At 40.4% G+C, this 19,637-nt stretch carries 20 protein-coding genes and 1 pseudogene; 11 read left to right on the top strand and 10 right to left on the bottom strand.

Annotation, left to right across the window (positions count from 1 at the left end; genetic code table 11):
* Positions 1-61 precede the first annotated feature (61 nt).
* Positions 62-826, bottom strand: coding sequence for an alpha/beta hydrolase (locus tag ACKA06_RS10545; protein WP_411159578.1), 765 nt, complete (start codon positions 824-826; stop codon positions 62-64).
* A 310-nt stretch (positions 827-1,136) separates the two neighbouring features.
* On the opposite strand from ACKA06_RS10545, the gene ACKA06_RS10540 reads away from it, so the two are divergent.
* Positions 1,137-2,234 (top strand): L-dopachrome tautomerase-related protein, encoded by a 1,098-nt coding sequence (locus tag ACKA06_RS10540; protein ID WP_214873352.1) that lies wholly within the window; start codon positions 1,137-1,139, stop codon positions 2,232-2,234.
* Between the two features lie 392 nt (positions 2,235-2,626).
* Here the strand turns inward: ACKA06_RS10540 and ACKA06_RS10535 are convergent, their stop codons facing one another.
* From ACKA06_RS10535 to lsrB, 8 genes and pseudogenes are all read right to left on the bottom strand, one after another.
* Entirely contained in the window at positions 2,627-2,926 is a 300-nt protein-coding gene (locus ACKA06_RS10535; protein ID WP_175990346.1) for a spore coat protein, read from the bottom strand.
* Between the two features lie 14 nt (positions 2,927-2,940).
* Positions 2,941-3,138: a hypothetical protein gene (locus tag ACKA06_RS10530; protein ID WP_175990347.1), complete on the bottom strand. Its 198-nt coding sequence runs from the start codon at positions 3,136-3,138 to the stop codon at positions 2,941-2,943.
* A gap of 59 nt (positions 3,139-3,197) precedes the next feature.
* Positions 3,198-4,334: a zinc-dependent alcohol dehydrogenase gene (locus ACKA06_RS10525; RefSeq protein WP_175990348.1), complete on the bottom strand. Its 1,137-nt coding sequence runs from the start codon at positions 4,332-4,334 to the stop codon at positions 3,198-3,200.
* Positions 4,335-4,352: 18 nt separating this feature from the next.
* Positions 4,353-4,721, bottom strand: a complete 369-nt coding sequence (locus ACKA06_RS10520; RefSeq protein ID WP_175990349.1) for a spore coat protein — start codon at positions 4,719-4,721, stop codon at positions 4,353-4,355.
* Complete coding sequence (locus ACKA06_RS10515) at positions 4,718-4,984, bottom strand: spore gernimation protein GerQ (protein ID WP_148970834.1); 267 nt, start codon at positions 4,982-4,984, stop codon at positions 4,718-4,720. Before ACKA06_RS10515 ends, ACKA06_RS10520 begins: the two co-directional genes overlap by 4 nt.
* Positions 4,985-5,622: 638 nt before the next feature.
* Positions 5,623-5,847, bottom strand: a complete 225-nt coding sequence (locus ACKA06_RS10510) for a hypothetical protein (protein WP_032085978.1) — start codon at positions 5,845-5,847, stop codon at positions 5,623-5,625.
* A gap of 305 nt (positions 5,848-6,152) precedes the next feature.
* Positions 6,153-6,266, bottom strand: a pseudogene (locus ACKA06_RS10505) (MerR family DNA-binding transcriptional regulator); the annotation flags it as partial.
* Positions 6,267-6,725: 459 nt separating this feature from the next.
* On the bottom strand, positions 6,726-7,751 hold the full coding sequence (gene lsrB / locus ACKA06_RS10500) for an autoinducer 2 ABC transporter substrate-binding protein LsrB (protein WP_411159662.1): 1,026 nt from the start codon (positions 7,749-7,751) through the stop codon (positions 6,726-6,728).
* A 31-nt stretch (positions 7,752-7,782) separates the two neighbouring features.
* On the opposite strand from lsrB, the gene ACKA06_RS10495 reads away from it, so the two are divergent.
* From ACKA06_RS10495 to ACKA06_RS10475, 5 genes are all read left to right on the top strand, one after another.
* Entirely contained in the window at positions 7,783-8,562 is a 780-nt protein-coding gene (locus ACKA06_RS10495) for an ATP-binding protein (RefSeq protein ID WP_411159577.1), read from the top strand.
* Positions 8,563-8,926: 364 nt separating this feature from the next.
* Positions 8,927-9,907, top strand: coding sequence for an NADPH:quinone reductase (locus ACKA06_RS10490; RefSeq protein WP_411159576.1), 981 nt, complete (start codon positions 8,927-8,929; stop codon positions 9,905-9,907).
* Between the two features lie 464 nt (positions 9,908-10,371).
* On the top strand, positions 10,372-11,151 hold the full coding sequence (locus ACKA06_RS10485) for an ABC transporter ATP-binding protein (protein ID WP_175989559.1): 780 nt from the start codon (positions 10,372-10,374) through the stop codon (positions 11,149-11,151).
* Positions 11,152-11,178: 27 nt separating this feature from the next.
* On the top strand, positions 11,179-12,147 hold the full coding sequence (locus tag ACKA06_RS10480) for an ABC transporter substrate-binding protein (protein ID WP_411159575.1): 969 nt from the start codon (positions 11,179-11,181) through the stop codon (positions 12,145-12,147).
* 4 nt (positions 12,148-12,151) lie between these two features.
* Positions 12,152-12,925 (top strand): ABC transporter permease, encoded by a 774-nt coding sequence (locus tag ACKA06_RS10475; protein WP_175989558.1) that lies wholly within the window; start codon positions 12,152-12,154, stop codon positions 12,923-12,925.
* A gap of 68 nt (positions 12,926-12,993) precedes the next feature.
* Here ACKA06_RS10475 and ACKA06_RS10470 read toward each other — a convergent pair whose 3' ends face one another.
* A complete protein-coding gene (locus ACKA06_RS10470) occupies positions 12,994-13,437 on the bottom strand; it encodes a winged helix-turn-helix transcriptional regulator (protein ID WP_175989557.1) in 444 nt (147 codons plus the stop codon).
* Between the two features lie 140 nt (positions 13,438-13,577).
* Here ACKA06_RS10470 and ACKA06_RS10465 point away from each other — a divergent pair, with 140 nt between their 5' ends.
* From ACKA06_RS10465 to ACKA06_RS10445, 5 genes are all read left to right on the top strand, one after another.
* The gene (locus ACKA06_RS10465; protein ID WP_175989556.1) at positions 13,578-14,105 is read left to right on the top strand and encodes a DUF4242 domain-containing protein; all 528 of its coding nucleotides are present in this window, start codon (positions 13,578-13,580) and stop codon (positions 14,103-14,105) included.
* Positions 14,106-14,297: 192 nt separating this feature from the next.
* The gene (locus tag ACKA06_RS10460; protein ID WP_411159574.1) at positions 14,298-15,389 is read left to right on the top strand and encodes an acyl-CoA dehydrogenase; all 1,092 of its coding nucleotides are present in this window, start codon (positions 14,298-14,300) and stop codon (positions 15,387-15,389) included.
* A gap of 935 nt (positions 15,390-16,324) precedes the next feature.
* A complete protein-coding gene (locus ACKA06_RS10455; RefSeq protein WP_411159573.1) occupies positions 16,325-17,350 on the top strand; it encodes an SIS domain-containing protein in 1,026 nt (341 codons plus the stop codon).
* A gap of 69 nt (positions 17,351-17,419) precedes the next feature.
* On the top strand, positions 17,420-18,688 hold the full coding sequence (locus ACKA06_RS10450; RefSeq protein WP_214874171.1) for an ABC transporter substrate-binding protein: 1,269 nt from the start codon (positions 17,420-17,422) through the stop codon (positions 18,686-18,688).
* Between the two features lie 63 nt (positions 18,689-18,751).
* Positions 18,752-19,636, top strand: a complete 885-nt coding sequence (locus ACKA06_RS10445) for a carbohydrate ABC transporter permease (RefSeq protein WP_032085970.1) — start codon at positions 18,752-18,754, stop codon at positions 19,634-19,636.
* The last annotated feature ends 1 nt before the right edge of the window (position 19,637 follow it).

Below are 19,637 nucleotides of genomic sequence, written 5' to 3'. Positions count from 1 at the left end.
TGATCCTTTGTTCACATTAAGTATTATTAAAAGGGACGTGTTCACCGTAGTAAAATAATGTTTACTCGTTTAAAAAAGAAAAAATCATAGGTGCTCTTTCCCTGAAAAAGGCATAGCTATGCTCAGCACCACTAATAATCTCAAACTCTGTTCGTGGTACTTTCTCTTTTAAAAGATCATAAATGACTTTATTTGAATGCAGGAACTCCTTGTTTATCATTTCTTTATTTCCGGATTCCTTATCTCCGCTGTCGAGGTAAATCGTTTCAACTAAAGAAAGGTCAGATTCCTTAATCAGCTTTTCAATTTCCTCCTGGTTACGGAAGAAAGCAGAAGAAAATACAGCTATATTTCTGAATATATGAGGATAACGGCACATTGCGTATACGGAAATAAGCCCGCCTAAAGAGATACCAGCCATAGCAGTATGATCCTTTATTGTCCGATAGTTTTTGTCTATGAATGGCTTTAATTCATTCACGATAAATTCCACATACTCTTTCCCTTTTCCGCCAGATGTTTGCAGCTGTCCTATAATTTTTCTGCTGTACTCCCCATTTACCCAAGGGCAGTATTCGTTCAAGCGGTCTTCTGTATTCAGGTCTATTCCTACAACGATAACTTCTAATCCTCTTTCGTCCAGATACTTTTCAAGTTCTAAAGAAGTACCTCCAATAGCATCCTCATCATTAAAAACATTCTGACCATCATGCATATATAAAACAGGATATTTTTTCTTTCCATGATTGTAACCCTTAGGTAAATAAACCCTGATTTGTCTGTCTTGTTTGAATGAAGTCATATGTATAGGGAATGTTTCTAGCAAACTAACTCCTCCTCTAGCTCCTTTTTTTTATTAAGTTCTCCAACCACTGTGGAAAGTCCTTTTTCAGAAGTATGGGTACGGTTCTCTTGCTTCCCAATACATTCCACTTTCTATATTTACGTGCAACATTTTAAAATACAGGGAATTTCGGGGTCTGACCCCCACTTCGGTAACCCTTTAGTGTGCCGGGGGACAGACCCCGATAATCTACATAAATTTAATGTATTTTAGTCAATTAAGAACAATTCACTAAAATAAATTTAAATCATATATATTTGATATCCCGTGCGTAATTTTTGAGGAGGATATCATGAAACCTATGTTACCTATGGAAAAATTTTTCGGTAAGTTAGAGCTAGTATATGAATTTTATGGGGCTATGCCGACAGGCGTTAGTGTATCAGAAACAGGTCGTATTTTCATTTGCTTTCCGAAATGGGGAGACGACGTTAAGTTCACAGTGGCGGAAATTGTTGGAGATACTTTGGAGCCTTACCCTAGTTTAAAAACCAATTTGGGTAGTCAAGGTAATATTACAATGTCTTTCATCAGTGTCCAAAGTGTATTTGCGGATGGAAGGGGAACACTTTGGGTTTTAGATACAGCGGCACCAAATTTTTCCGAACCAATTAAAGGAGGGGCAAAATTAGTCGCTGTGGATTTAAAAACCAATACAATAAGAAGAGTTTATACCTTTACAGAAGATGTTGTCCTGCCAACAACTTATCTGAATGATGTCCGATTTGATTTTCGAGTTGGAAAAGCAGGTTATGCTTATATAACGGATTCATCTTCCAAAGGACCAGGGGCTATTATCGTTGTAGATTTAGAAAGTGGAAATGCGTTCAGACGGTTAAATGGAGCAAATTCAACTTCACCCGACCCTTATTTTTTACCGAAAGTAGAAGGTGAAATTTTGATGAACCGAAACAAAGATGGCTCTACATCTCCATTTAGATTGGCGTCTGATGGTATAGCGATTTCTCCCGACGGAAAGGTTTTATTTTATTGTCCACTTTCCAGCCGGCATTTGTATTCAATCTCAACAGAAGCTCTAAGAGACCGAACGATACCGGACACCGATTTACGTTACCAGGTTGAGTACTGGGGAGAAAAAGGTGCTTCTGATGGGATGATCAGCGGGGCAAAAGGAAATCTTTATGCCGGAGACTATGAAAACAACAGTATTCGAAAAATATTGCCGAATGGCATAATGGAAACCCTTGCTCATGATCCGAGAATTTTATGGCCGGATACTTTTTCAATTGGGCCTGATCAATACTTATATGTCATTGTGAACCAATTACATCGGCAGGCAAGGTTTCATTATGGAAAAGACCTGCGACAGAAACCGTATAGTTTACTTCGTATGAAAATTGATGAATTTCCTGCTTCTACCTTTTCGTAATAAATAAACGGGGCCTGACCCCTGATACGTTAATACGTTAGTGTGCCGGGAGTCCGCCCCTTGCTCTTTTACACCTCCCATTTGTACTCCCCTTTAAACAAAAGCAATCAAATAAAAAGAAAAAGGAAGTGACCTTCTTCACTTTAAAAAGTGAGGGAGGTCACTTCCTTTCGATAAGATTTAAGTCTACAGGTGTAAAAATTTTTATTGATATATTCAGCCGAACAACAAGTTCAATATGGAGTAGTAAAGGACAACTGCTAGGAACCAGCCCGATTTTTCTTCAAACAGCCAATAGTTTCACTTTTTATGACAAGCTAGTTTTGCGTAATGTAAAGATTAACCAAAATCAAGGAACAGTTGATCGTAGATCATATCTGCTCCTTGGTTTTTTAAAGTGTCGGCAGTTTTAAAGCAGTGTCGATATTCTGCAGGTTGAGATCAAGCTGCTCGTTCGTATCAAAGGCATGATACCAGCCCCGTTCCACCATATAACTCGAGATTTGCTCGTGCAGGTCCAGGGCTTCTTCCAAATGCTTTGTCATCACTTCTTTTATTTCAGGTGAACCCGTTTCAGTGATGGCCATCGCATAATTTCGGACGCCGCTTTTGGCTGCAATCAGAAGGTCTGTTGCGACTACCTGATCTGTAAGTGCCTTCATGCCTGTTAAATTTTCAGCAATAAAGTTCATCTTTATTCAACTCCTCATGATTGTTTTGCTTTGGAAAGAATAGCGGAGAATTCCTCCAGTTGACGTGTAGATGTTTGTACGTCTTGCTCCATGATTCTTTTGAGTTTCTCATCGGCAACAAGGGCTCTCATGGTTTTGGACTTGGTTAAACAATTAGTTTTGAATGAGGCCAGTTCCTGGACCTCCAGGACTTCATGCAATACATAATCCATTTCATCAACCTCCTTTGATTTGACGGGAGTTCAGTCTAAACTCCTGCGAGACAGCTTTTTTATGGTTTCAGCACGACTTTAATGCAATTATCTGTCTTAGTATCGAAAATTTCATAACCACGCTTGGCTTCGCTCAGTGGCAGCACATGGGTCACGACATCACCAAGGTCAATCTTGCCGGATGTAACCAAATCATACATATGTGGCATAAGGTGAATCATCGGTGCTTGTCCTGAGCGTATATTGATGTTTCGCTGCATGATGTCCCCAAGCGGGAATCCATTATATCTGCCGCCATAAACGCCTGTAATCTGGATGGTACCTGCTTTACGTACTGCCTGTGAAGCAATGACCAGGGCGCTCATGGCACCACCTTGGAGCTTTAATCCACTTGCAAGGAACTCCATATCGGTCATCTTTCCATCCATCCCAACCGCGTCAATGACGACATCGGCGCCCCCTTTGGTAATTTCCTTAAGATAGCTGCCAACATTTTCGTGGTCTTCAAAATTGACGATTTCCACTTTGTTTGTACGTTTGGCATGATCCAAACGATATTTGACATAATCTACAGCTATTACCCTTTTTGCACCCTTCATCCAGGCAAATTTCTGGGCGAACAAGCCAACTGGACCGCAGCCAAGGACAATGACCGTATCTCCGTTTTTGACTCCTGCATTATCAACGCTCCAAAAGCCGGTGGACATCGCATCGGCAATACAACTTAATTTCTCATCCGGTTCCTCGCAGGATTCAGGAATTTTAAAGTGGGTGAAATTGGCATAAGGAACTCTAAGATACTCAGCCTGCCCGCCAGCAAAACCGCCGGTAGTACCTGAATAACCGAAATAGGCTCCCATATCACCATTGTCATTGGAATTATCGCATTGGCTTTCCAGCTGATTTTTACAATAAATACATTCCCCGCATGCAATATTGAACGGGATGATAACGCGGTCGCCTTTTTTGAGATTTCTCACTTCAGGACCTACTTCTTCAACAATACCCATCGGTTCATGTCCGATGATATAGTCTTCCTGCATGTTCGGGATCATTCCATGGATCAAGTGGAGGTCCGAGCCGCAAATGGCGGTACTTGTGATTTTGACTATCATGTCATCCGGCTTTTCAATCTTTGGATCTGGAACTTCTTTGACTTCCACATTCTTGATGCCTTGGTAGGTTACTGCTTTCATGCTGATTTACCTCCAGTGTTATTGTTCATCCGGTGTCCGGTCAAACATTCCTTTTCTGTTAGTGTCAACAGGGAATAAGTTCATATTTGCAATCATATTTGTATTCTTGGCAGAGAGCTGATCCAATTGATATTGTTCACCCAGGTCATGAGGATGGAACCATTTTTTCTGGACCATAAGCTCTGTAATTTCCTGGTGCATCGCGATACCTTGAAAAAGCTGTTTCCGAAGTGCTGCTCGTAATTCGGGTGTGGTTGTTTCCGTTAAAGCAACAGCCGTATTTCTAACACCTTCTTTTGCACGAACGAGAAAATCTAATGCAAATGTCATATCAGCGAGTTCCGGCATATTCAGTGCATTAATGGGATCTAAATAATCTTGATTCAATGTACGTTACCCTCCTTATCATCGATAATTGGTGTCGGGCGGCTCTGTGGAACCGGGGCTTCAAATGGTGCGTGTTTATAGATCTGCTGTAATTCAGCAAGATCTAACATGGATTGCTGCACATCTTTTTCCATCAATTCTCTAAGGTCCTGGTCAAAAACAAGACCCTGCATCAATTTTGACTTTGCTACACATAAAGTTTTCAAATTGATCGCTTCATGCAGGTCCAAAGATTCGTGTGGAGCCAATTGATACTTATCCAATGAAACAGACCTCCTTTTTCTTAGTTTTTAGAGTGTTTTTCTTAGGGATTTACTGATACCTGGTCTTCAGCGGCAGCTTTCTTTTAGGTAATGTCTCATATAGAAGGTGGCCACTTGTTTAAGATACCCCTTTAATATTTACCTTAAGAAGGATAGTATACGTTTTGTATATATAAGAGTTGGGGGGACACACTGGTTGCCCCACTAGCACATTAAAAGGGGACGGAATCCCGTCCCCGCGTGCATTTATTCAAATAAATCGACCAATAACTCCCAGAACACTTTCACTTTCTCGGAAAAAGGGGCGACCCCCGGTTCGTTAGGAGGGTAGTGTGCAGGTCGTCTGGTCCTGATTTCTATATATCACTACGAGCCCTTCGCTTGTTATACGAGATCTTTGTCCCAACCAGCCTTAAATATGTTTCTACCAGTAGGGGGTGAACGGTTTAATCGACGGGATTTAAGTCCCACGGGCAGGGACGTTCTACCATGGCTACTGTTATAGTAAGACCATATTAAAAAAGGTCAACCAGAAATATCTAGAATTCTGATTAACCTTATAATACGAACGGGCAGGTTAGTTCAAATTCTGGTTTAAATAAATATAAGACGGTGAAAAAAGCACCGTCAATAATTTGCTATTTATTTTGTGTTAATTCTTTATAATAAAGGTAATCGACTTTATGCTTTGTAGCCATTAACTGTGAAGCCAAAATTGCCGTATAAACAGTGGTTAGTACAATTGCTCCAACACCAAGACCTGGAAGGTTTATCTTATTAGATGTACTCATTCCATTATTGCTTGTGCTCATAGCATTATTACTTGTGCTCATAGCATTATTACTTGTGGGTGCTTCTTCCATTTTATTAACCCCCTAATTTGTTATAGGGGTATTATTTGTAACGGCAGTTAAACTTATACTCCAAAAAGTAACTTAGCGAAAGAAAACAGGCAGGTCTTAAAAACTTAAAGTTTGTGAACAAATGTACTTAAACTAACGAGGGCTTTTCTTGAATAAGGAGGACCTTTTCCTAAGTCTATTAAAAAGCATAAATCCCCTACTTTTTGTCCTAAAGTGAAGTAACGGATCTTTGGTTCCCTCAAAACATACACTGCATTGAAGAAGGAATGGCGTATAAAAAGAAAACTCGCCAATACTGAGCGTTCTGAAAATAACCGCCTACCAGCTTCATCACGCTCCATTAGAGGTAGTAATCCTTTTTTTTCATAATAACGTAATGTTGATTCTGGAATATTGAATTTGGCTGAAGTTACGGTTATTGAACAATATTACATCTGGAGACCTCCAAATTTTATCTTTCGTTGTCGACAGGATATGATACGACTTAAACCAAAGTTTAAGTCAACAAAAAAGCAAAAAATATTTTAGTCTTACAAGTTAATGAATACAGACATATGGTCATAATATTTCTAAAAAGGAAAATCAAAAGAAAATAACATATCTTTGTTGAAATACTATTCGGTGTGAACCGTATCAGTTAAATCGATAAAAATTCCACTCTAAGTAACAAAGATCTTGAAAAGGTGTGCTTAAACTCCCTCAGTGGTGGGGACGGTTCCCACTCTACTTTTCTCATTTAATAAAAACTCATCACAACATATTCATCCCTGCAAACATGGTTACGCGGTAAAAGTAGGGTGAGAACCGTCCCCGTTTCACAGAAAAAAGGATTGATCAAAAGCCTTCCGGCAATTTATCAATCCTTTACATTATCTTATTTAAAAATCATACTCATCAATATTATCCTTCGTAAACACAACATGCTCAGGCAACAGAATAATCCCGCTGTCCTCAGCCTCATACTCATACCCTTGAATACTATTCGGCTCGATCTTTACCTTGCCGATTTCAGGTACTTCGAACTCGTCTCCGACTTTAAGGTCTTTTCCTTCTACTGTCATGAGGTAGGCAACATATGCAGCAAGTGCCCCTTGTTTCTTAACATCCCATAATCCGAATTGTTTGACGGTGTCGCGTTTGACGTAGTCGCGCATGACGTTTGGTGTGGAGAATCCGGTTACAACGACATTGCCTGCTTTATCCAGGTTTTCTGCTGCCTGGGCCATGGCAGGGAGGGCGGTGGCATCCGGGCAGATGACGGCATCAATATCAGGATATGTTTTCAGAATGCTTTCTCCGACAGTCAGTGATTTTTGAGCATCGTTTTCACCGTATTGGGTGGTGACAATTTCACAGTTCGGGTATTTGTCTGCGATGATTTCTTTAGCTTTTGTGACCCATTGGTTCTGATCCGTAACGGTCGGGCTGGAGTAGAAGAACGCGACCTTGCCGGAATCGCCGATCTGATCGGACGTCATTTTAATCAGCAGCTCGGCTAGTTGGTCCGGCGTTCCCTGGTTGATATAGAAGGAACGATCTTCAGGTTTTACATCAGAGTCCCACGTGAGAATTTTGACTCCTTTATCTTTGGCGCGCTTGAGTGACTGGCTTAGTCCGTCCACTGATACAGAGGAAATCATTAAAGCGTCATAGCCTTGGTTGACAAAGTTATTGATGTATTTCACCTGGCCGGATACGGATGCTTCTGAAGGTCCGTCATATTTCAACTCCACTCCCAATGTATCCGCCATTTCTTTTGCTCCCTGGCCGCCTGATGTGAAGAAGCCGACACCTGTCAGTTTAGGGATGAAGGCAAGCTTCGCATCTTTTTTGCCGCCGCCTTCTTTCGCATCTTTTTCCCCGGAGTTTCCGCAGGCCATCAGGGATCCGACAATCAGTAACATACATAGAAAGGTAAGCACGGGGACGGTTCTCTTGCTTCGGAAGCGCAAGAACCGTCCCCGTGCTTCCCCGATTACCGTCACGTGGTTCTGTACCGTGTTGATCGAGAAAATTCGTGAGACCCAACAGCTTAGGATGGATGTCCAGGACTCGGAGAAATTCAGGGTGATCAGTGAACTCACCGGTGTTTTTGCCCATGAAATCCGCAATCCTATGCAGGTGAGCAGGGGGTTTCTTCAACTCCTTGATGAACCCGATCTCCCTTATCGCCAAAAAGAATACATCAAGTTGTCGATTGAAGAATTAGACCGGGCAAATGAAATTATCGACGACTTTCTCGCTTTAGGCAAACCTTCAAACAGTACTTATGGAACCGTCAATGTTAGTGAACAGTTAAAACGTACAGCCTCGCTGATTCAAACCTTCAATGTGAATCAGCAGGTTGAATTTCAAACCGACATTCAGGATGACTGCTGGATGAGAGCAGATCCCCAAAAGCTGAACCAATCCCTGCTCAATTTCTTGAAAAATGCTGTGGAGTCCATGCCGAATGGTGGAACCGTGTCGCTGTCATGTCATAAAACCGTCGATGGACACATCAGGCTCACCGTCAAGGACCAGGGAATCGGCATGAATCCGAAACAAGTCCAGCGCCTGGGCTCCCCTTATTATTCCCTAAAGGAAAAAGGGACGGGCCTCGGGATGATGGTCAGCTACCAAATCATCCATTCCTTTAAGGGAAAGATCAGAGTGGAAAGCGAAGAAGGGGTGGGCACTGAATTTGACATCGAGTTTCCAGGTGCTGAACCATAAAAAACGGTGGTGGCCTTACATTGGTCAACACCGTTTTTATTGAGTGATGTGTGGACGGTTCCCGTTCTGCTTTTCTTCATTTACAAGGGGAAAATAAACCCCGTAATTAATATGTTCCGAGGTTATGAGAATGAGGCAGTTTATTTAAAGAAATTAGAAAGAAGACCTTTCACAAAGAAAAAAGAAAAGTGGTAATATTAAGTTAATTTATTCATATAGAAGCAAATTGTTTATGAGGTGGGGACTTTTTTAAAGTAGAAGTAATGAATTAATATGTCCGCATTTGAGAGGATAATATTTTATACTTTAATATTACTTCAAATTCTAACTTTCAATATTTATTAATCACAAGGAGGCTGGGAACATGAAAGCAATTCAAGTTACACAATTTGGTGGACCTGAGAAATTAGTTTTTACAGATGTTGAGGATGTAGTAGCAGGAAAGAGAGAGGTATGTGTTCGTTTATTTGCGGCGGGAATCAATCCGAGCGATACTTACACATTATCTGGTACATATTCGTTTTGTACACCTCAATTGCCCTATACCCCAGGCTTAGACGGTGCAGGAATTGTGGAGTCGATCGGAGAAGAAGTCACAAATGTTCGAATTGGTGATCGTGTATTTATTGCGTCTTTAATGAGAAGTAATAGTACAGGTACATTTGCACAAAAAATAGTATGTGATGCAACTTTGGTTCATCCGTTACCAGATCATGTATCTTTTGAACAAGGTGCAGCACTGGGGGTACCTGCATTAACTGCATACCGTGTCCTATTTCAACGTGCCTGTCTTAAACCTGGTCAAACCGTGTTTATTCATGGTGCCAGTGGCGGGGTTGGATTACAAGTTGTGCAAATGGCTAAATCTCATGGAGCTAAAGTAATTGGGACAGCGAGTAAACCAGAAGGTAAAAAAATGGTTCAGCAAGCTGGTGCAGATTTTGTCATTGATCATGTGACAGAAGAAACCATTGATGATGTGCTAGCATTAATGGATGAAAAAGGACCGGATGTAATTATCGAGTTTTTAGCAAATAAGAATTTAGAAACAGATTTAAAGCTAATTGCACCAATTGGTAAAATTGTAATCGTTGGAAATCGCGGTTCAATAGAAATAAATCCGCGTTTTGCAATGGAAAAGGAATGTGATATTTTAGCAACAGCTCTTTGGAACGCACCAAAAGAAGAATATGAACAAAGCATTCAGGGGGTAATTGCCATGCTGACAAGTGGTACACTTCGTCCGATTATTGGTGAAACACTGCCGCTCCAGAAAGTATCACAGGGCTTTGAACAGCTAGAAAAAAGTATAGGAAATGGTAAACTTGTTTTGAAAATTAATTAATTTGTCTACAGAATTTTTTAAACCAAGCTTGCGAAAGTAAATCAGGACAAAGAGTACATTGAAGGATATATTTTTTCGCCCAGCTTACGGTGTTGTGATCGAGTAAGTAAAAGTAATATATATAGTTGAACAGAAGTATAATATAAAGCCTCTATTTGCACTAAGTATGCAATAGAGGCTTTTTTAATGTTAAGAATATAATAATCCTGGGTTGTGGATAAAAAGGATGGTTTCTGCATCCAGCTCCTGCGCCTGGCCCCTCGGCTCATATGGTTTAGTATTCTGATTTTTTAGGAATTTGGGCGAAAAAATCATCCGGTGGTAAAAAACTAGGTTGAATTTTTTAACAAAGTATAATAAACTTACCTACAACAATACAAAGTAAGTATATCGGAATTAAGGGTCTTATAATCATACATATTTAATGCATAAAGATTTTATAAGATAGGGTGGGGTGTCAATGCATGGCAGATGATAAGCTCGTTCAAATAGATAATGTTAGTAAATCCTTTAATGGCAGTAGTGAACAAGTGTTGAATAATGTTTCTTTACATGTGAATAGGAATGAATTTGTCTCCATCTTAGGTGAGAGTGGCTGTGGGAAAAGTACTTTGCTCAATATTATCGGTGGATTTGAGAAGGCCACTGCCGGCAAGGTCCATATAGATGGAAATGAAGTGAAAAAGCCAAGCAAAAATTGTATGATGCTGTTTCAAAATTATGGTTTACTGCCATGGAGAACAGTGTTTAAAAACGTTGAACTAGGTTTAGAGGGGCAAAAACTTTCTTCTGCTGAACGTAAAGACCGTGTTTTGAACTATTTAAAGTTAGTAGGTTTAGAGAACAAGGGGCAGCAATTCCCTCATGAGATGTCGGGCGGGATGCAGCAACGTGTGGCAATTGCCCGCGCTTTGATAACTGAGCCGGAAATTATTTTGATGGATGAACCACTTGCTGCATTGGATGCTTTTAACCGCTATTATTTACAGGATGAATTACTAAAGATTCAAGAAAGCAGCAACGCTACTTTTGTCCTTGTTACACATGATATTGACGAGGCTATTTATTTGTCAGACCGCATATTTATAATGAGTAAAAATCCTGGTGAAGTTCATCGTGAAATTAAGATTGAGATGTCAAAGCCTCGTGATCGAAGTCATGGTAATTTCCAATATTATCGTAAGCGGATTTTTGAAGAGTTTCAGTTTAGTGGAGGAAGTAATACTATTAGTTATCATATTTAACCGACAAAGGATGGGGAGGTATTCATGATGAAAAGTAAAGGAAAATGGAGCAAATTACTTGCGTTTGGATTAATTTTGGCACTGCTGTTGACAGGCTGTGGCGGGCAGGACAGTTCTAGTGGTGAAGAAGGAAAAACAAAGATTAGAATAGGCTATTTGCCTATCACTCACGCAGTTCCATTATATGTTGAAGAGGCACTTGCTGAAGAAGGCTTCGATGACTTTGAATTAGAACTCGTAAAGTTTGGATCTTGGCCGGATCTGATGGACGCATTAAATACGGGTAGTATTGATGGGGCATCTGCCTTAGTAACCGTTGCGATGCGGGCAAAGGAACAAGGAATTGACTTGAAAGCAGTTGCTCTTGGGCATCGTGATGGTAACGCGCTTGTAGTAGCAAATGATATAGAAAGTGTATCAGACCTTAAGGGGAAGACATTTGCAATACCACATAAGTTTTCGACACATAATATTTTACTCTACCAAGCTTTGAAACAAGCAGGTTTTTCTTATGATTATGTAAATGCCGTTGAGATGCCACCCGCTGAAATGCCAGCTGCACTTTCAGAAGGAAGGATTGCCGGATATGTTGTAGCAGAGCCGTTCGGAGCTCAATCCGTGGTGAATGGAAATGGAAAAGTTCTTTATCAAGAGGATGACCTTTGGCAAAATGCAATCGACTGTGCCCTTGTTATGCGAGGTGAATTTCTTGAAGATGAACCGGAAGCAGCACAAGAGTTCATAGACTCCTATGTAGCGGCAGGGATGGAAGCAGAAGAAGGTCATGAGGAAACGAATACGATTATTAAGGATTATTTAGATGTAGATGATAAGGTGCTTGAACAGTCACTTGAGTGGATTTCGTATGATGACTTAAAAATTAATGAAGATTCCTATACAGAGTTGAGAAATTACATCAAGGAAATGGGTCTTTCTGAAAATCCACCAACGTATGAAGATTTCGTGGATAATTCTTTTATTAATAAAGCGATGTGATGACATGAATAACGCGGTAAAGAAGTTATTAAATATCTTAATAGGTTTTGCCATCCTTATCGCTCTTTGGCAGATGGTGATTGTAGTAACCGATGTTAATGAAAATTTATTTCCGACACCACTTATGGTTTTAAATGGAATTATTTCATTGATCGCAGATGGAACATTGTTCGTACACCTGCAGGTCAGCCTCTTTCGTTTTGCAACAGGCTATTTGTTAGCAGTCGTTACGGCAATTGTTTTAGGGTTATTGCTTGGACGCATGGAAAGAGTATGGAATATCATCGATCCAATCGTACAAGTATTACGTCCGGTTGCGCCAATCGCGTGGTCTCCATTTATTGTGTTATGGTTTGGTATCGGAAACGCCCCGGCCATCGTAATTATTTTCATTGCAGCATTTTATCCCGTGTTGCTTTCAACAGTTTCAGCTGTGAAAAAAGTGGATAAAACCTATTTGAAAGTTGCAGAGAATTTGGAGATAAAGCAACCCCAATTGATGACAAAAATCATTTTCCCGGCAACATTTCCATACATCGCCAACGGACTGCACATTGCTCTGGGCACGGCTTGGATCTTTTTGGTTTCCGGTGAAATGGTTGGTGCACAATCAGGCCTGGGTTACTTGATTGTTGATGCGAGGAATTTACTTCGATTAGATCTGGTTCTAGCCGGTATCATTTTTATTGGTTTATGCGGATTATTATTAGATAAAGCAATTACCGCTTTTGAAAAATGGATTCAGAAACAGTGGGGTGGAGTAACGCCGTCGAAGTAGGAATCTGGGCGTTGTCTCCATCTAATGAAACTGCCTTGAAAAGAAAATAGTCCCTAACACATTAAGTGTCAGGAACTTACTTTTTCTTCGTTCACTTCAACCACCGAAAGATTGTCAACGTTGGTCTCGCAATGTGGGCAGTAATAGGCGATTGTCACTTCATGCTGACACTCGGAGTGAATGATCTTTTTATAGCATTTTTGTAAATGGTCACGTCCCCATAACAGTATGGCGTTAAAGATGGGTTCTAAATCCTTTCCGCTATCCGTTAGTTGGTATTGATAGCGTGGCGGGTGTTCAGAGTACAACACTGAGGTGACAAGGCCGCATTTCTCTAAGTATTTTATACGATCAGACAAGATATTTGATGAGATTCCTTCCAAGGATTTTTTGATATCAGTGAATTGCACATTTCCTTTTAGGATTTCATGTGCAATTAATAGTGTCCACCGGTCTCCAATTATGTTTAATGTTTGTGCAATATTACACGGTAAATTGTAGGTTGTTTTCAATTAAGGGTCCTCCTTTTGCGCGTAGCATTATTTTAACATAAATATATCATAAATATAAAAATGTTAGTTGGTTGTTTTTTGCAACTGAGTATAATAAAATAATCTATAGAGTAAATCTAATTTTTAAAGGAGTGGAGCAAATGGCTTTATTTTTAGTTGAGTCAACAGTAAACGGGGTTTCAAATAAATCTGCTTTTGAAAGCAAAGTCGAGGAAATCAATTCAGCAGTTGAAAAAAAGGAAGTTAACCTTGTAGAGGTGCAAGTTTCGAAGGATCTTTCAAGAACATTTTTCATTTTTGAAGGAGAAAGTCAAGAGGCGGTATCTGATTCTCTTTCAGACTTAGATCTGACTGTGGAATTAGTGAAAGAAGTAAGGTTAGTGGGTAAAGAGCTGGATGACGTAAAGAAACAAGCTGATAAGGTTAATTATCTGGTTCAATGGAACTTGCCGGAGAACTTGACGATGGATGCCTATCTAGATCGTAAGAAGAAAAATTCTGTTCACTATGCAGAGGTTCCTGAGGTATCCTTCTCAAGGACATATGTATGTGAAGATATGTCTAAGTGCTTATGCTTCTATGATGCTCCTGATGAAGATGCAGTAAAAAGAGCGCGTGAAGCAGTTAATACGCCTTTAGACTCCATTACTGAAATTGACAATGCCTAAGTGATAAGAGTGCAAGTGAGGCTTGAGGCACATGTGCCTCAAGCCCCGATTGTACGCATACTGGGTGCCTGACTCCTTGTTTTGTTTCTTATTCCACATGTTTTTCTCCTCATCATTATATTTCCTTACATAATGAGGCCAGAGTCCCCGGCCCGCCGTTAGAAAGCAATAATTTAAGAGAGGTAGAGTACTATGATATCAAAAGAATTTAGTCAAAATGATAAGTTGGAAGCCATCATACAAGAACAATTAAAGCCGTTTGTCAGACAAATAGATTGTGAAGCTTATTATGCGAAAGAATACTTGCTTGAATTAGGAAAAGCTGGATTTTATCAATCCCGGGACTTACCTGTCAATCACGTATTACAACGGGAAATCGCACTTGTTGAAGAAACGGCTAAGGTGTGTATGACAACGGCATTTAATTTGTGGTGCCAGTTAACATCGATGACTTACTTACGTCATAGTACGAATGCCTACTTGAAGGAAGAAATTTTACCGAAGCTCGAAAAAGGTGATCTTCTCGGTGGGACAGGGTTATCAAACCCAATGAAATTTTACGGTGGAATGGAGAAGCTGCACCTGAATGCAACGCGAACTGAAGGTGGTTATTCTGTGTCTGGAACACTGCCATCTGTTTCGAATCTGGGTGATACACATTGGTTTGGAATTGTGGCTGAAGTGGACGATGATCAACGAATCATGGCTTGTATCCCATGTGATGTGGATGGTTTAAACCTGAAGGAAAAAATTGATTATTTAGGTCTGAACGGAAGTGCAACGTTTGCCTGTCAATTCAAAGATGTCTTTATCCCGGATAACTGGTTAATAGCTGAAGATGCCGATTCCTTTATCAAACAAGTGCGTCCGGCATTTATATTCTATCAAATTCCATTAGGCTTGGGTGTTACAGAAGCTGCAATTCATTCGATAAATAAAGTAAAATCCAAACAAGGCGGCTCGAATCAATACCTGCCAGTGCAAGCAGAAGAACTAGAGCAGGAGTTGGAAGGATTACGCGAGAAGACCTATAAGCTCGCAAGCATGACGACGGATTTTTCAATTGTGTGGGAAGAGCTCATTCGTATCCGTTTAGAGGTTGTCTATCTGACCTCTAAAGCAGTACATGCCAATATGATTCATAGCGGAAGTGCTGCCTACATTCAAAAAAGTGATCCATCAAGAAGGTTAAGAGAATCGTATTTTCTAGTTAATCTCACCCCGACCGTTAGACATTTGGAGATGCTTTTGGCTGGTGAGAAGCAGCATTTAGAGGGAAATTAGGGAGTGGCTTTTTAGAAGGTCTTTACAAAGAGATGAAGAGTTGAATCCGGCCCCTCTAATGAATTAGTTAATAATAATCAATCTATATTTAGTTAAAGATGAATAGTGGAAAATTGACAAGCAGAAGCTTAATAAGGCCTCTGCTTTTTTTTATTTTATTGAAGCGCGGGAACGTATCTGGCGCTTTTTTTTACTAAGTAAAGCGGAATTCGTCCTCCTCGTCACTCAGCTGAGCTTTAAGGGGAGTGGGGACAGGTTCATTGTCCGGTAGTCGCGGGAATAGGTAACTTGTCCTGGTTGGAAGGGTCAATTTTTATGAAAGGTGGGGAGAGGATGGGTGTGTTTTTGACGAAGGCTGCGGTTGATGCGGGAGATGTTCTTGTTACATAAAGAGGGGGGGCGGTGATCATGGAGGGGTTGACGTGGATGGAGGAGGGAGAGGGTTAATGGGGGAATTGGTTTGGGGTTTGGACCATGGGGACGGTTTTCTTGCTTCGGATAGAGCGCAGGATGCTGGGAAACTAGCATGTTCCGTGTGGAGCAGGGGAAAAGCCAACTGTAACCAATGAAATTGATCCAACCCAAAATGACTGTAGATAAGGGGTGGAGATTTCCAGGGGCGAACTTTTATGAAAGTATTCTCCGTAGTACTAAGCCCAGATAAAAAGTAAGGTAAGCTGCTCCATAAAAGCCAGGTAGAGAAAAGGAAAAGAGACGTGCTTCTTTTAAAACAAAAGAAGCACGTCTTTTTAATGCCATTAAAATTGTGCTATCTCATGTGCTGCTTTGAAAGACTACTGCAGAGTCTGTCGTAATTTGTATATTAAAAATAGTATGAAAATTATAAATAAACTGTTTACATATAACGTTATATGACGTATTATAATTATCAATATGATGTCACATAACATCATAAAATCTCGGAGGTGCTTTTCATGACACAATCATTATCTCAATCAGCAATTAAAAATAATGGAAAGGAGGGAATGAAACAAGAGCATGTTAATCAGATCCAAAACGCCATTAGCGCAATTGAGAAGAAAAATATTCAAAATGTATTTTTCGTAGCTTGCGGCGGATCAATGGCTTCTTTATCGTTTGGTGACTACTTCGTCACGAAAGATACTGGAAAACCAAGCTTCGTTTATACTTCTAACGAATTTGTCCATTCCGAACCTAAAGGGTTAAATGAAAACAGTCTGGTTATCTTGCGTTCTCACTCTGGAACAACACCGGAAACAGTGAAAGCAGCTACATATGCCAGAAATATAGGTGCTCTCACTGTTGCCATCTCTATGGATACTGAATCCCCGCTTTGCAAAGAAGCAGAATACGTCCTTCACTACAATTACAAAGATGGATCAAATGCCATTGACGGAGAAATCGGTATTTATTACACATTTATTTTCAAATTGTTGAAAACCCTTACAGGTGACGAAAAGTATGATAGAGGAATTGATCAGTTAAGCAATCTTGAAGGATTAATTGAATCGAATCAGGAGAAGCATAAAGAGGCGGCTTTTGAATTCGGTAAGCGGAATAAGAGAGAGAAAACCATTTATACGATGGCAAGCGGCGCTTATTACCACCATGCATACTCATTCACCAGCTGTCTGCTGATGGAAATGTTATGGATCAATTCAAATGCGATTCATTCAGGTGAATACTTCCACGGCCCGTTTGAAATCACGGATTATGATGTTCCATTCCTGCTGATTGTCGGTGAGGGTCCAAGTAAGCCTTTAGATCAGCGTGCGCTGGATTTCGTCACAAAATACAGTGAGAAAGTAGAAGTGGTGGACGTCAGCAAATTCGATTACAGCGGTGTGGATGATGATTTGAAAGAGTATTTTGGTCCAGCCCTGGCAGGTCCTGTCATGCGCCTGTATGCAGATGGTTTGGCAGAACATACAGGTCACCCACTGTCTGTTAGAAGATACATGTGGAAAATGGAGTATTAATTGTCATTCACTTGGTGTAAAATCTATTAAAAAAATAACGGTATGGATGAGGGGATTATATTGAAAAAAATGTTCAGCTTTCTTCTGGCAGGCTTTACCGCTGCCAGTCTTCTGGCAGGGTGTAACTCATCTGACTCAAGTTCCGCATCTAAAGAAGGGGAGGTCGTTATTGATTTCTTTCACCGTTGGCCAAATGAGCCCAGAAAATCATTCTATGATGAGAAAATTAAAGAGTTTGAAGAATCGCATCCTGGTGTCACCATCAATGTCGATTCAGTTTTAAATGACTCTTATAAAGAAAAAGTTAGAGTTTTAGTATCAAATGACGGCCTCCCTGATATTTTCTCTTCTTGGTCAGACTCTTTTGCTGAAAATCTAGTCAGCTCTGGCAGGATAAAAGAACTAGATGATATCATTAGTGAAGATCAAGAATGGAGCGGGAATATCCTTGAATCCCAGTATCAAGGATTTACATTCGATGATAAAACATATGGTATTCCTTTCACAGTAGATGGAAAAGCCTTCTTCTACAACAAAGAAATCTTTGAAAAAAATAATATTGAGGTTCCAAAGACTTACGATGAGATGCTTAAAGCATTGGATCAATTAAAGTCGGCTGGCTATGAAACTCCTCTTGTCGAAGGATTAACAAATGCCTGGGCTATTTCCCACTATATGGGGACAATCTTTGACCGCGTAGTGGATCCTGAAGTCCGCGAGGCAGACTATAAACTGGAAAGTGCTTCCACTTATACAGATGAAGGATATATTAAAGGGTTGGAAATGTTCCAAGAGCTGACGGGTTATATGGGAGAAGTCTCTACCGCCATAGATCATGAAGCTGCACGAAATATGTTTGCCGCAGGAGAAGTGCCGGTTCTTTATATGCAGTTTGCTGAAGTAGGGTTGGTACAAGAGATTGGGGATGTAGAAATTGGTTTCTTCAACTTCCCTGAAGTAACGGATGGAGAAGGTCGGGCGGATTCCCTGACCGGTGCCCCTGAAGGCTGGATGCTCAGCAAAGATGCTCCTGAAGAAGCGGTTGAATTCCTGAAATTCTTAACTTCTGAGGAAACAGCTCAGGAATTCACGAAAGCAGACGGCCAATTAAATGCCGTGAAAAATGGCGTCACGGAAGAGAATACGAGTCCTACCAGCTATGAAGCGTATCAAATTGTGTTAGATGCATCCAATACAGCTCCATGGTTTGATAATGCGGTTGATATTACGATTGCGGATATCTTCATGCGCGGCGGTCAGGAACTCGCAACGAAACAAAAAACGCCAAAAGATATTATGAAAGAGGTTCAAACAGAAGCAGCGAAAATGAGTGAGTAAAAAGGAGGGCCCTGACATTCGGGTGTCGGGGCTTTCTCATTATCGTGAAAGTGGGTGACACACATGAATGCTAAAAAACTGTCAATTACGCCAATATTATTCCTTCTGCCAACCGTCCTATTTTTAGGTATTTTCATTTACATACCACTCATTCAAAACTTTTATAACAGCTTCTTTGATTTCAATGTGTTTTCAGATTCAAAAGAGTTTGTGGGTTTAAGTAATATAAAAGAATTGTTCCGCGATGAAGTGATTGGTACCGCATTCTTGAACAATTTGAAATATGGAGCGATATCGGTGATCTTTCAGATATTCTTTGCCTTGATACTTGCAAGTATTTTGGAAGATAAATTGTTTCGCAGAGTCGCTCCAGCACTGAGGGTCATTTATTTTATTCCTGTCATGATCTCCATTTCGGTCATCGCTCTGTTGTTTGGTTTTGTATATAATCCTCAGATTGGTTTGTTAAACAGCTTTCTGGAATTAATCGGACTCGGTGATCTTGCTAAACCCTGGCTTGGCAACTCGACGACCGCGATTTACAGTGTCATTGCCATGTCACAATGGCAGAGTATCGGCTTAATCACGATGCTGTTCATTGTCGCTATTCAAAAAATCCCTGCTGAATTGTATGAAGCCTCCCACATAGATGGTGCCGGGAAAATCCGTCAGTTCTTTCATATTACACTTCCTCAAGTAAAGGAAACCATGTTTGTCAATCTGCTGATTACGGTCACTGGTTCCATCCTGGTCTTTAATGAACCCTATATTTTAACCAATGGCGGACCTGGTAACAGTTCGATGACACTAGCCGTCCATATGTATCAAAATGGATTCTTTAAGGACAATATGGGGTATGCTTCCTCAATCGCTACACTGATGTTTTTGTTGTCGGCGATCTTTGCATTAGTCCAGATCAAATTGTCTAAAACAGGGAAGGAGGATTGAA

The organism is Rossellomorea oryzaecorticis (assembly GCF_045897515.1).
Classification (GTDB): Bacteria; Bacillota; Bacilli; order Bacillales; family Bacillaceae_B; genus Rossellomorea; species Rossellomorea enclensis.
This window is presented reverse-complemented; position numbering and strand designations above follow the sequence as displayed.